This window comes from Bacteroides sp. 11BF (genome assembly GCF_019633765.1).
GTDB lineage: Bacteria > Bacteroidota > Bacteroidia > Bacteroidales > Bacteroidaceae > Bacteroides > Bacteroides hominis.
Genome location: NZ_JAFKPJ010000013.1, coordinates 143898 through 157317, shown reverse-complemented (window position 1 = coordinate 157317; position 13420 = coordinate 143898). Strand labels below are relative to the sequence as shown.

15 protein-coding genes and 1 pseudogene are annotated in these 13420 nt (G+C 42.9%); 15 read left to right on the top strand and 1 reads right to left on the bottom strand.

Going from position 1 to position 13420, the window contains the following annotated elements:
- Positions 1 to 53 precede the first annotated feature (53 nt).
- From JZY04_RS14760 to JZY04_RS14720, 9 genes and pseudogenes are all read left to right on the top strand, one after another.
- Complete coding sequence (locus JZY04_RS14760; RefSeq protein WP_122142706.1) at positions 54 to 413, top strand: hypothetical protein; 360 nt, start codon at positions 54 to 56, stop codon at positions 411 to 413.
- Positions 407 to 724 (top strand): IS66 family insertion sequence element accessory protein TnpB, encoded by a 318-nt coding sequence (gene tnpB, locus JZY04_RS14755; protein WP_122142705.1) that lies wholly within the window; start codon positions 407 to 409, stop codon positions 722 to 724. Before JZY04_RS14760 ends, tnpB begins: the two co-directional genes overlap by 7 nt.
- A 98-nt stretch (positions 725 to 822) precedes the next feature.
- On the top strand, positions 823 to 1041 hold the full coding sequence (locus JZY04_RS14750; protein WP_147347880.1) for a hypothetical protein: 219 nt from the start codon (positions 823 to 825) through the stop codon (positions 1039 to 1041).
- Between the two features lie 36 nt (positions 1042 to 1077).
- Positions 1078 to 1278: a transposase gene (locus JZY04_RS21535; protein WP_122142703.1), complete on the top strand. Its 201-nt coding sequence runs from the start codon at positions 1078 to 1080 to the stop codon at positions 1276 to 1278.
- 16 nt (positions 1279 to 1294) lie between these two features.
- Positions 1295 to 1540: a transposase gene (locus JZY04_RS21530; RefSeq protein WP_181996408.1), complete on the top strand. Its 246-nt coding sequence runs from the start codon at positions 1295 to 1297 to the stop codon at positions 1538 to 1540.
- A 140-nt stretch (positions 1541 to 1680) separates the two neighbouring features.
- Positions 1681 to 2057, top strand: a pseudogene (locus JZY04_RS14735) (N-acetylmuramidase family protein); the annotation flags it as partial.
- Positions 2058 to 2379: 322 nt separating this feature from the next.
- Positions 2380 to 2859 (top strand): HU family DNA-binding protein, encoded by a 480-nt coding sequence (locus JZY04_RS14730; protein ID WP_032541833.1) that lies wholly within the window; start codon positions 2380 to 2382, stop codon positions 2857 to 2859.
- Between the two features lie 25 nt (positions 2860 to 2884).
- Positions 2885 to 2977, top strand: coding sequence for a smalltalk protein (locus JZY04_RS14725; protein WP_005781518.1), 93 nt, complete (start codon positions 2885 to 2887; stop codon positions 2975 to 2977).
- 287 nt (positions 2978 to 3264) lie between these two features.
- Positions 3265 to 5334 (top strand): LruC domain-containing protein, encoded by a 2070-nt coding sequence (locus tag JZY04_RS14720; RefSeq protein WP_122142700.1) that lies wholly within the window; start codon positions 3265 to 3267, stop codon positions 5332 to 5334.
- Between the two features lie 47 nt (positions 5335 to 5381).
- Here JZY04_RS14720 and JZY04_RS14715 read toward each other — a convergent pair whose 3' ends face one another.
- Entirely contained in the window at positions 5382 to 5816 is a 435-nt protein-coding gene (locus JZY04_RS14715; RefSeq protein ID WP_005781514.1) for a thioesterase family protein, read from the bottom strand.
- A 79-nt stretch (positions 5817 to 5895) separates the two neighbouring features.
- On the opposite strand from JZY04_RS14715, the gene JZY04_RS14710 reads away from it, so the two are divergent.
- From JZY04_RS14710 to JZY04_RS14685, 6 genes are all read left to right on the top strand, one after another.
- Positions 5896 to 6459: an L-threonylcarbamoyladenylate synthase gene (locus JZY04_RS14710; protein ID WP_005781511.1), complete on the top strand. Its 564-nt coding sequence runs from the start codon at positions 5896 to 5898 to the stop codon at positions 6457 to 6459.
- Positions 6459 to 8249, top strand: coding sequence for a chloride channel protein (locus tag JZY04_RS14705; RefSeq protein ID WP_005781508.1), 1791 nt, complete (start codon positions 6459 to 6461; stop codon positions 8247 to 8249). Before JZY04_RS14710 ends, JZY04_RS14705 begins: the two co-directional genes overlap by 1 nt.
- Positions 8250 to 8293: 44 nt before the next feature.
- Complete coding sequence (gene fmt, locus JZY04_RS14700; RefSeq protein ID WP_122142699.1) at positions 8294 to 9268, top strand: methionyl-tRNA formyltransferase; 975 nt, start codon at positions 8294 to 8296, stop codon at positions 9266 to 9268.
- Between the two features lie 187 nt (positions 9269 to 9455).
- Complete coding sequence (rpe, locus tag JZY04_RS14695; RefSeq protein ID WP_005781503.1) at positions 9456 to 10106, top strand: ribulose-phosphate 3-epimerase; 651 nt, start codon at positions 9456 to 9458, stop codon at positions 10104 to 10106.
- 9 nt (positions 10107 to 10115) lie between these two features.
- The gene (locus JZY04_RS14690) at positions 10116 to 12215 is read left to right on the top strand and encodes a ComEC/Rec2 family competence protein (RefSeq protein ID WP_122142698.1); all 2100 of its coding nucleotides are present in this window, start codon (positions 10116 to 10118) and stop codon (positions 12213 to 12215) included.
- A 50-nt stretch (positions 12216 to 12265) separates the two neighbouring features.
- A complete protein-coding gene (locus JZY04_RS14685) occupies positions 12266 to 13297 on the top strand; it encodes a bifunctional oligoribonuclease/PAP phosphatase NrnA (RefSeq protein ID WP_005781501.1) in 1032 nt (343 codons plus the stop codon).
- Positions 13298 to 13420: the final 123 nt, after the last annotated feature.

Below are 13420 nucleotides of genomic sequence, written 5' to 3'. Positions count from 1 at the left end.
GTTCTCTCTTCCTATATTTTTTATCTTCGTGCCATCAATCAAAAAAAGTAAAAATGGCAAATAGTACAGATTTTAAGCTTCTCTATGAAAAGTATCAGGAGGATGGTATAAAGCAAGGTGTTTCGATCGTTAAGTATTGTCAGATGAACGGCGTTGTTTATTCTCATTTTGAGCGTTGGTACAAGAAATACCGTGCCGGCGCTGTTCTCCCTGTGGAGATTGTCTATTCGGATGGTCCAACAGATGAAAAAGCCAATGGTTCTTCTTCTCCCGGCCCAGATAAAGATAGTCTTTCTGTTTTGAGTGTAACTCGTGTTAATATAGTGTTTTCTAATGGTCTTGAGGTTAGCCGCCATAACTTGAGTTATCGGTACTTATGTGAAATGATTGAGAAATTGGAGGTACTATGTTAGCCATCACCGGTAGTATGAATATTGGGTTCATTGCCAATGTAAACGATATGCGTATGGGCCGTCGTCGTCTGATAGATATTGCAAAGGACCGTTTTCCGAATCCTTATAATGTCGATATGTTTGCTTTCATGCCCAAGAATAGACAGTTGATGAAATTGGTCCGGTATGAAAACCGTATGTACATGCTTTACGAACTGGAGTCTGAACGTGGTTACAAGTTTATGCATCCTGTCTATGAATATGGTCGTGTAACTCATTTTCAACTCGACTTCATTCTGAGAAGCACAATGAATCCTTGCAGCCTCAAGTAACCTGTCTTCAAGATATCATTTGTACCCTTACTGATGAAATCCGTGGTTTGTGTGAAGAAGTCTCTAAGCAGTCGGATTATACTAAGCGTCACAATAAAATGTCTTACGGTAAGAAGAGTCTCTCCTCCTGTACTAGGCAAGAAGACAGAAAGAGCCGTGAAGAGGATAAGATGGATGATGACGGTTCCGGTACTTCTTCCACAGGCAGTGCTGATTCTTCTTTGGATTTGACTAAAGTAAAATCAGAGAATCTCGACAACGAGCGTGGCCCCCCCTGTACTCTCGAATTTTTTGCTGATATGGCTGTGAACCGTTGATCGCTTCATGCTTCCAATCACAGAGAGAACATTCGTATGCGCATTGATAAGTTCATTTCCAGCGAGAATGGCCGTTCTAACTGGCTTAAGAGGGTTGCCGGTTATTTGAAGCCTTTATATGAATACATCAAACAGAGATTATTGAAGGTGAAATCCATTCTTCATATTGATGAGACTTGGTGTAGGGTGCGTATAAAATATAAGGGGGGACGGTACGAAACTCGGCAGATATTTTAAAAAGTATGTTTGGGTTTTGGTCAACAAGCTAGACGGTTTGGTTTGTTTCCTTTATGACAATGATGAGAATGACAGCCGTGGCTGTCGCCCGATAGAGGATTTTTTGGGGGATTTTACCGGTTCGATTCATTCCGATGGTTACGTGGTTTATAAACATCTTGCACGTACGAATCCTGAAAATGTCCATCTTCTTTGTTGGACGCATGTGCGGGCGAAGTTCAAATATGCCGAAGAGATAAGTAAGAATTCTGATGCCGCGTAGTTGGTAGAACAGATTGGACTTTTGTATATGGTTGAAGCAGAGAATGTCAAGCTCCATCGAAATGCTGATGAAATAAAACTTCGTCGGTCGCAGTCTGATGTGACCCAAATCCTCACTACTCTTCATGCCAGAGCCGAAAAGATGATAATATTCTTTATCCTAAATGGGAGAAGGGGCATTATTATGGAGGGATAAGAGAGTATGAACGTCTGGAAAGGCCCGGAAAATACATAAAGAAGCTGCTGACGCTTCCACTCCATGGGGAATGTTTCAGGTGATGGGCTTTAACTATGTGATGTGCGGGTATGGCTGTGTAGATGAAATGGTGAAAGATATGTGTACCGGAGAAGATAAGCAACTGGAGGCATTTGCGAGGTTTGTTAAACTTGCTGAGTTACGGCCCAATCTGGAGCGGAAAGACTGGACCGGTTTTGCCAAAAGATATAATGGTTCCGGATATGCTCAGAATCAGTACGATAAAAAATTAGAAGAGGCTTATCGGAGATTTGCGAAGTAGAAAAGAAATATACTCGGTTTTCGGGTATAGATTTTTGTTTCGTCCCCAGCTTTATACTATATCGGGTATAAATCTGGGGACATTCCGTTAAACGGATATAATATGAATAATCGAACCATAGCAGAGTATGTGAAGTAGATGTATGAGAAAGAATTAAGTAATGACTCTGATAATGTGATGATTATAACTTGTTCTGTATAACTTGATCCGGACGCCTCATTTTCCTTTGTCATCTTCCTGCAAATGTTCACCTTTGCAATGTTGATCAACGCAATGTGAATAAAATCAGTGGTAATAACATTAAAAAAAGGAGATTAGGAATATGGCATTATTTTATAAAGCAGTAAAATCGACTATGGCAACTAAGGCCGGTGATAAGAAATGGCACTTGAATTTGGTGAAGGTAGGCAAGGTGGTATCTACTCAGCAATTGGCTGAAATGATTGCGGAAAAGTCGTCGTTGACTCCGGGTGATGTGCATAATGTGGTTCGGAATTTGATGACAGCGATGCGTAGCGCACTGCTGGACAGTAAGACGGTACGCCTGGACGGATTGGGTACTTTTACGATGAAAGCGCGTACACGGGGAAGGGGAGTGGACAAAGAGGAAGAGGTGAATCCGAATCAGGTGGCAGCCCTTCTTTGTCATTTTACTCCTGAATATACTCGTCCTGCGGCTATCGGTACTACCCGGGCTTTGTTTCAGGGAGTTGAGTTTCAGAAGGCGAGTGGGATCGGTGCTTCGGGCAATAATGGTTCCGGAGGTGGTGATGGAGACATAGTAGATGATCCGACTGCGTAGTTGCATTTTTAATAGGATGAAAAAGATGAAGAAAAATAATTGGAACGTTATTTTGAAAGTGATTATTGCTGTAGCAAGTGCTATTGCCGGGGTGATCGGAGGGCAGGGATTGCTTTGATAGGCGGCTGACAGCTTCGGTTGGAATGATAAATGCCGGTGTCCGTTTGGAAGAATGGATGCCGGCATTTTATTATATTACCTGTAGAACCGGGAATGCAAAAGAGCATTAATAATAGGGCCTATATAGTGGTGTGAATGATATTATAGGATAAAGGAGAATAAAATCTACATTAAAATGATCAAATTTTGTAAGTTTCTGTTTTTTTTGATATTTTTGTACAGTGGAATGGATTACTGAGATTACTGATATATGGTGACCTCGCACAAACGAACAAACAGAGTCTTATGGGAAATAATGTATCATTGCTGAAGTATGCACTGCTGATAGTACTTTTTTGCACCTCATGTGTAAAAGAAAAAGATTTGTATGAACCGTCGGGTAAGAATCCTGATGATACCGAGGAACTGGATTTATCATTTAAATTCTCTTTGAGAACCGATAAGCAGATCGGTGTGATGGCTACCTCTGCGAATGAGAAGGTGGCTGAAGGCATCTTGATAGGGATTTATCCCCAACAACCTTATGAGGAGGATGGGACTATTGTCATTAAGCCTCTTTATGTTGGTTATACAGATGTGGATGGATGCATTTATGCTATTATATCTGTTCCGGTAAATGTCGATAAGGTATATATAACTTCATTGACTGCCGGTTTTCCCGGTGTGCAGGAGGTTGATGTGCAACCGGGAATGACGTGTGTCTTGTCTGCCGTACCCTTTCAAGTCAGTACCAATGCTTCTACTCGCATGGCTGTTGCCCGGGGCGGGGCAGAGTTGGCGATTCCTGTCAGCCAGAAGCTAAGCAATCTTTATGAACTGTATAGTCCGTATGCGGATGCAGAAGTTGGGAAAGACGGCATCCCGCTTTTAAATGCTTCGCCGCTTGTTTCAAAAGAAGAATTGTCACCTAAATTTTTAAACCGGGTGAATAGTTGGTATCCGGAACAGAAGAATGTACAGGATGTGGATCTGAATAAGAGTTCGGATCTGGTGGTTACTGACGAACTGGGAGCAGAAGTGTGGGCTACGTATGTTGGTGATGGGGGATTCTATGTAAATAATAGGACTGTTTACAATGTTTTGACTTACTATAGTTATAAAGAAGGGGAACTCAATAAACGCGAAGATATACAGGGACATCGTATGACCTTACTGTTGCCGAACACCCATCAGGAAAAATGTCCGTCGGGACTGAAAGTGCAATTATTATATTGGGACGGAAACAAGTATGATACAATATTTCCGAAGGGTACACGTATCGGTTTTGCCGTGGCACGTGACGGGTTAAACATGACGAATATCGCTACTGGCGGTGTAAACTCGAAGAGCGCCTATAAATTCCAGAATCAGACATTTCCTAATGCGAATGTAAACGGATTCTATTATTCTACTCCAACCTTGAATACAACTAAAAAAACAAATGCCGTGATCCGTAGCATGTCCGATTACAACTGCTGCATTATGGGGTTTGATATCCGTCCTTATGGCGATGCGAAGGCTGATTATGATTTCAATGACGTGCTGATAAAGCTTACCGCATCACCGGTATCTGCCGTTAAACCGGAAGAAGATATTCCGGTAATTGATGAATTCGCTCCTTCGGAGGCTGTTTATGGAACACTTGCTTTTGAAGACCAGTGGCCTAAGATGGGAGATTATGATTTCAATGATTTTGTGATGAATTATGCTTATGAGCTGGAGAAAGGAGATGGTAATTCTATTACTGCCGTGAAATTGACTTTCACACCAATTGCGAAGGGGGCAGCCCCGTGGACGCATATTGGGGTCGGGATTGAACTTCCGCTTTCCGAGGACATTATTGACCGGTCAAAACTGGAAGGTGCTATTATTGAGGAAGGGAATGAATGGGCCACTTTCATTGTGTGGAACGATGTAAATGTAGCTTTGGGGACTACTGAGGGATATGTGAATACGGAAGGGACGGCAACCGGAATTTCCGGGACTCCCGCTGAAATAACCGTTCGGTTGAAAACTCCTGTCAGCAATCTGCAGACTCAAAAATTTAATCCGTTTATCTTTGTCAACAGCCGTCAAAAAGAGATTCATCTGGTAGATTATAAACCGACAAAGCATGCGGATGTTTCACTTTTCAAAACAGAAAATGATCGCTCGGATCCTGAGTCCGGAGTTTACTATCGCATGGACAACCGCTATCCCTGGGCACTTGATTTCCCACGTAAAGAAGCCTCCTCACCGGCATGGAAGTATCCGAAGGAGAGAATTAATGTCATACAGGCATATCCTAATTATGAAAAATGGGTACTTGATCAATCGAACCTTTCGTGGTTTGATGCGAGTGTGTCGGGGAACGTGAATAAGGAATTCTTATATTAAGGAGAAAATAAAATCCTCCGTAGAAAAAGGCATCTACGGAGGATTATTTATTTTTTCTTTCTCAAGTCTCTTCCTTCAAATCGGCAAATTGCCTCTATCCACTCTTCGGTCAGTGGCTTGGATTGATGTTTCTCCAAGTCGAATGTCACCATGACCGAGCGACAAATACATTTCACTTCCATTGTTTCGGTATCGATAACCCGTTGCATCAGATGAAAACTTTTGGTTCCGATCTCACAGACGGCAGTTTGAACGGCAATGTGGTCGGATGAAAAAATCTGTGCCAGAAAGTCGGCTTCAATGTGTACTACTACAATACCATCTTTTTCCCAGTCAACCCCCGGACAAACCGAGGCAAAGTATTCTGTTTTGCCGAGGTCGTAGAATGAAAAATAGACGGTGTTGTTGACGTGTCCGAACTTGTCTACGTCATTGAATCGTAGTTGTATAGGTAAACTGTGATGAAATTCGATTTCTTCCATTTGTTTTCTCTTAACCTTTGTTATTATTGGGCAAAATTAGTATTTTTGCACGTTATTCTCACAAGAAATAGATCAAGAAATGATAGAAGACATTAAAAAAGCTTGTCAAGTGATGAGCGAAGGCGGGGTGATTCTCTATCCCACCGATACGGTTTGGGGAATTGGCTGCGATGCTACCAATGAAGACGCTGTGCGCCGGGTGTATGAGATAAAACAACGTGCTGACAGCAAGGCGATGTTGGTATTGGTGGATTCGCCGGTGAAGGTCGAATTTTATGTGCAGGATGTCCCTTCGATTGCTTGGGATTTGATGGAAGTTGCCGATAAACCATTGACTATCATTTATTCCGGTGCTCGTAATTTAGCTTCAAATCTGCTTGCCGAAGACGGTAGCGTAGGCATCCGGGTGACGAACGAAGCATTCTCCCGTCGTTTGTGCCAGCAGTTTCGTAAGGCTATTGTTTCGACATCTGCCAATATCAGTGGACAGCCGGGAGCTGCCAATTTCAATGAAATCAGCGAAGAAATAAAATCGTCGGTAGACTACATTGTCAATTTCCGGCAGGATGATATGAGTCGTCCTAAACCATCGAGTATCATTAAGCTGGATAAAGGTGGAGTGATTAAGATTATTCGCGAATAATGGAAAAAGAAAAGATAAGTTTATTACAGCGCTTTATTATTTGGCGCGAGAATAAGATTAAAGAAAAGCAGTTTATTCTCATTTTAAGTTTTCTGGTAGGTATTTTTACAGCTATTGCTGCATTGATCCTGAAGTTCTTCATTCATACGATACAGAACTTTCTCACAGATAATTTTAATACGACAGAGGCCAACTACCTTTATCTGGTCTATCCGGTAGTCGGTATTTTCCTTGCCGGATGGTTTGTGCGCAATATCGTAAAGGATGATATCAGTCATGGGGTTACGAAGATCCTTTATGCAATTTCACGTCGTCAGGGACGTATCAAACGCCATAATATCTGGTCGTCGACCATTGCCAGTGCCATTACCATCGGCTTCGGCGGATCGGTAGGAGCCGAGGCCCCTATTGTACTTACCGGATCGGCTATCGGATCGAATCTGGGAAGTATGTTCAAGATGGAACACCGTACGTTGATGTTGCTGGTGGGATGTGGTGCTGCCGGTGCCATTGGAGGTATTTTCAAAGCGCCGATAGCGGGATTGGTATTCACTTTGGAAGTATTGATGATCGATCTTACCATGTCATCCTTGTTGCCGTTGTTAATTTCGGCTGTTACGGCTGCTACTGTTTCGTATATTACAACCGGGCAAGAGGCTATGTTTAAATTTCATTTGGATCAGCCTTTTGAGTTGGAACGTATTCCTTATGTGATTCTCTTAGGTATCTTTTGCGGATTGGTATCACTCTATTTCACACGTGCCATGAGTTCTGTAGAAGGGGTATTTGGCAAACTGTCCAATCCGTATAAGAAGTTGGCATTGGGTGGTGTGATGTTGAGTGTACTTATCTTTCTTTTTCCGCCTCTTTACGGTGAAGGTTACGATACGATTGAATTATTGCTGAACGGTACGAGTAATGCCGATTGGGATACGGTATTGAATAACTCCTTGTTCTATGGATATGGCAATCTGCTGTTGGTCTATCTGGTGCTGATTATCCTGTTGAAGGTATTTGCATCGAGTGCGACTAACGGTGGAGGTGGATGTGGTGGTATTTTTGCTCCTTCGTTGTATTTGGGATGTATTGCCGGTTTTGTTTTCTCCCACTTTAGCAATGATTTTGATTTTACTTCGACTTTGCCGGAAAAGAACTTTGCCCTAATGGGAATGGCAGGAGTTATGAGTGGAGTCATGCATGCCCCGTTGACCGGTGTGTTTCTGATTGCTGAACTGACTGGTGGATATGACCTTTTTCTGCCTTTGATGATTGTTTCGGTCAGTTCTTATCTGACAATCATTGTGTTCGAGCCCCACAGTATTTATTCCATGCGTCTGGCCAAGAAAGGACAGTTGCTGACCCATCATAAGGATAAGGCTGTACTGACATTGATGAAAGTGGAAAATGTAGTCGAAACAGACTTTGTCTGTGTACGTCCGGAAATGGACTTGGGTGAATTGGTAAAGGCTATTTCGACCTCCCATCGTAATATGTTTCCTGTGACAGACAAGGATGGAATTCTATTAGGCGTCGTGCTGCTGGATGATATCCGGAACATCATGTTCCGTCAGGAACTTTATCATCGTTTTACCGTTAGTAAATTGATGACTTCCGTTCCTGCCCGTTTGTATGATACCGACAGTATGGAACAGGTGATGCAGACATTTGACGATACAAAAGCGTGGAACTTGCCGGTAGTCAACGAAGAAGGAAAGTATCTGGGATTTGTTTCAAAATCTAAAATATTTAATTCGTATCGCCAGGTATTGGTGCATTTCTCGGAAGATTGACGGGTTACAATTTCCGGAAACTTATAACTCATAGCTTTTTAAATATGAAAAAAGAAGATTTAAGAATCGTATATATGGGGACTCCTGATTTTGCAGTGGAGGCCCTGCGCTGTCTGGTGGAAGGCGGCTATAATGTAGTCGGGGTGATTACAATGCCTGATAAACCTGCCGGCCGTGGACACAAAATCCAATATTCTCCGGTAAAGCAATATGCGCTGGATCATCAGTTGCCTTTATTACAGCCGGAGAAACTGAAAGATGCAGAATTTGTTCAGGCACTTCGCGAATGGAAGGCCGATCTGCAGATTGTTGTGGCTTTTCGGATGTTGCCGGAAGTGGTATGGAACATGCCTCGTTTTGGAACTTTCAATCTTCATGCTTCTTTGCTTCCGCAGTACCGTGGGGCAGCTCCTATCAATTGGGCGGTTATCAATGGAGATACGGAGACGGGGATTACTACTTTTTTCCTGAAACATGAAATCGATACAGGTGAGGTGATCCAGCAGGTGCGCGTTCCTATTGCTGATACGGACAATGTGGAAGTGATGCATGACAAATTGATGCAGTTGGGCGGACGGCTGGTGATAGAAACGGTAGATGCTATTCTGGAGGGAAATGTAAAGGCAATTCCCCAGGAAGAAATGGCAATGGTCGGCGAGCTTCGTCCGGCTCCGAAAATCTTCAAAGAAACCTGTAGGATTAATTGGAATCAGCCGATGAAACGGGTTTATGATTTTATCCGCGGGCTTTCTCCTTATCCTGCTGCGTGGAGTGAATTACTTAATCCGGAAGGTGAAGCGGTTGTTGTGAAAATCTTTGAGAGTGAGAAAGAAGAGAAAGTACATGCACTGACTCCGGGGAGCATTATTACAGATGGAAAGCACTTCCTGAAAGTAGCCGTGTCGGATGGGTTTGTAAATATCCTTTCTTTACAGTTGCCGGGTAAAAAAAGGCTGAAGACAGATGAACTTTTGCGTGGGTTTCATCTGACTGAGGCATTTAGGATGAAGGCGGAATAATTGACGGTGAGGCTCTCTATCTTATGCTTTGATAGTGTAAAGGCAACGTACTGGAAAGCAGAGTCTGTCACTTGCAATTGTGGAATTGGAATAGAAGGAAAGAATTTCTGCCAAATAAACTGTTATAGAAGAGGGAGCTCTGATGTTTTTTTGTTAATTTTGTGCTATTATTAAAATATTGATGAATATGAAACCTATTATATCCCCTTCTATCCTTTCGGCAGATTTTGCATATCTGGCAAAGGATCTTGAGATGATTAACCGTAGTGAAGCCGACTGGGTGCACATTGACATTATGGACGGAGTATTTGTTCCGAATATATCCTTTGGCTTTCCGGTGCTGAAGTATGTTGCTAAGTTGACTCAGAAACCGTTGGATGTACATTTAATGATAGTCAATCCTGAGAAGTTTATTCCTGAAGTAAAGGCATTGGGGGCGCATATTATGAATGTACATTACGAAGCATGTCCACACCTTCATCGGGTGGTGCAACAAATCCGTGAGGCCGGTATGCAGCCTGCTGTTACCATAAATCCGGCCACTCCGGTAGCTTTGTTGCAGGACATTATCCGGGATGTATACATGGTGTTGATCATGAGTGTGAATCCCGGTTTCGGAGGACAAAAGTTTATTGAGCACTCGGTAGAGAAAGTACGTGAACTTCGTGAACTGATTGAGCGTACCGGATCGAAAGCGCTGATCGAGGTAGATGGTGGAGTGAATCTGGAAACAGGTGCCCGTCTGGTGGCTGCCGGGGCGGATGCGTTGGTAGCAGGAAATGCCATTTTTGCTGCTGAGAATCCGGAAGAGACGATTCATGCCATGAAAGGGCTGTAAGGCCGGCTTGTGAGCTTCCGGTATTTACATCGATATCCATTTTTACGCCTGCTATTACCTCTGATAGCAGGCTTTCTTGTTGGTAATTATTTGTTTTTCAAAGAGGTCTATGTTTCGGATACCGTGTTGGTGGGAGTTTCTGCCGGATTGTTTTTTCTGCTGCTGGCAGTCTATTTTTCACGTCGCTATTCGTTTCGGTGGATATTCGGCAGTGTTGCCTATCTACTTGTTTTTGGGGCGGGAACCGGCGGCATGAATCAGGTTTTACAACAAACTGTATATGCTTTCCAAAAAAAAGAATGCGTTTATCGGGCTATCCTGACTGATCGGCCCGACGAGAAGGAACATACTTTTCTCTGTCCGGCATTTCTGACAGAAAAACAAGATTCAGTGGGAGTCGTACCGGTGAATCGGAAAGTATTGCTTTACATTTCGAAAGATTCACTCGCCGGAAGTTTACATAATGGGGACGAATTAGTATTGATGGCGCGCGTATCTCCACCTTCCAATAATGGTAATCCCGATGAATTTGATTATGCCCGTTATTTACGTTACAGAGGGATTGGAGGAGTTGCTTTTGTTGCAGAGGGAAAATGGCAGATAATCGGACACAGGATGTCCCGTTCCTTTCGGCAGATTGCATTGGACTGCCGGGACCGGATTCTGGATAAATATCGTGCTTTGAAGTTCGAACCGGATGAGTTTGCCGTACTTGCCGCGCTTACTGTTGGCTACAAAGAGGAATTAGGTGAAGATATTAGGGAGACTTATTCCGTGTCAGGGGCCAGTCATGTACTGGCACTTTCCGGACTTCATATCGGATTTTTATATATGCTGCTTCTTTTACTTCTGAAGTGGTTGCCGGGGAATGTTTGGGGGGTGAGGCTGTTTCGTGCGATAGTGATAATTACTGCATTGTGGGGATTTGCTTTCATTACAGGGCTGTCCCCTTCTGTGGTTCGTTCGGTTATTATGTTTTCATTGTTGGCTTTGTCGGTCTTATCCGGGCGTACGGGTATTTCACTTAATACGCTTGCGCTGACTGCATTTATTATGCTGGCGGTTCATCCTTTCTGGCTGTTTGATGTTGGATTTCAACTCTCTTTTTCGGCTGTTACTGCCATTCTACTGATATATCCCCGGTTGTTCAGGTTGCTTTCGATTGGTAATGGAGTATTAAAAAAAGTCTGGGCATTAATGTGTGTTTCGCTTGCTGCGCAGATAGGTACAGCCCCTTTGGTATTGTTGTATTTTTCCAGATTTTCCACCCATTTCTTATTGACTAATCTGTTGGTAATTCCACTTGTGTCGGTGATTATGTATTCAGCGGTTATTCTGCTGGTGGTCAGCCCTTTTTCTCTGCTTTATACCTGGTGTGCTGTGGCGGTGAAGTTTCTTATCGATTTACTGAATGCTGCGGTTCGTTGGGTAGAGCATCTACCGTTGGCATCTATCGATAATGTTTGGATTTATCCGGCGGAAGTTCTTGCCTTTTATCTGGCTTTGTTGGCCTGTATGCGTCATATGATGGTTCGTAGTGCGAAAAGTTTGTACCTTGTAGGTGTTTGCCTGTTGGTTACAGGTAGTCTTCATTGGGCATGGAGGATGGCTGACCGACCGGTGCAGAGCATTGTTTTCTATAATGTCCGGGGATGTCCGGTTGTACATTGCATTGAGTCTCATGGTAAATCCTGGCTTGCCTATGCAGATAGCATTCCGGATGAAAGACGGCTTTTGCGTGCGGTAACCGGCTATTGGAACCGGTTACACCTGAATACCCCGATACCCATAACAAAAGACTATCGCTCTTCCGGCTTCTGGATGCAGGACCACCTGCTCCTGTTCGGTAATAAACGTATTTGTATGGTCAGTGATAACCGTTGGCGGAACAAAATTGTCGCTGAACCGTTAAACATAGATTATTTGTATTTGTGTAAGGGCTATACAGGACGATTGGAGTCATTGGCCCAACTGTTTCATTGCCGGGAGGTTATTCTGGATTCTTCTCTGTCCGCTTATTATAAGGAAGTGTTCAGTGAAGAATGCCGTCGGTTGGGATTGCATTTTATCTCCCTTTCCGACGAAGGTTCTGTGAGGTTTTTGCTCTAAGTACAAAGATTTATCGTATTTTTGCCAACTCATATTTATACAAACAAGTTATGCTGACTAAAGTAATTGCTCAAACCCATATTGATCATTTTACTAAATGGTTTGAACGGGCCGACAAAATAGTAATCGTATCCCATGTGTCGCCTGACGGAGATGCCATTGGCTCATCGTTGGGATTGTATCATTTTCTGGATTCTCAAGATAAAATTGTAAATGTAATTGTCCCTAATGCTTTCCCCGATTTCCTGAGATGGATGCCGGGTAGCAAGGATATTTTGCTGTATGACCGTTATAAAGAGTTTGCCGATAAGTTGATTATGGAAGCAGACGTCATCTGCTGTCTTGATTTTAATGCATTGAAGCGCATTGACGAGATGGCTGATATAGTGGCTTCCTCACCGGGACGTAAAATAATGATAGATCATCATCTTCATCCCGAAGACTTTTGTCGGATCACTGTTTCACATCCTGAAATTTCTTCTACTTCCGAATTGGTGTTTCGCCTGATTTGCCGGATGGGATATTTCAGTGACATTTCCAAAGAGGGGGCTGAATGTATTTATACCGGTATGATGACAGATACCGGAGGATTCACTTATAACTCTAATAATCGTGAGATTTATTTCATTATCAGCGAACTGCTTTCAAAAGGAATCGATAAAGATGATATCTACCGGAAAGTCTACAATACTTATTCCGAAAGCCGTTTGCGTTTGATGGGATATGTATTATCGAATATGCGGGTGTATAAAGATTACAATTCTGCGCTTATATCGCTGACCAAAGATGAACAGGGAAAATTTGATTATATCAAAGGCGATAGCGAAGGGTTTGTAAACATCCCGCTTTCGATTAAGAATGTCTGTTTCTCTTGTTTCCTCCGTGAGGATACGGAAAAGAAAATGATTAAGATTTCACTTCGTTCCGTAGGTAAGTTTCCTTGCAACCAGTTAGCTGCCGAGTTTTTCAATGGTGGTGGGCATCTCAATGCGTCAGGCGGAGAGTTTTACGGTACGATGGAAGAGGCTGTGAAAGTGTTTGAACAGGCATTGGAGAAATATAAGCCGCTTCTGAAACAATGAGGCTGCGGGTTGTCGGTTACAATTTATGAATAAGGAATGACAAGTGTATAACTTCTTGTTACTTTTGACTTATAGCCCATGGCTCCTTGCTCTTCCGTTAAAAGTTGAAAGTCAAAGGTTAAA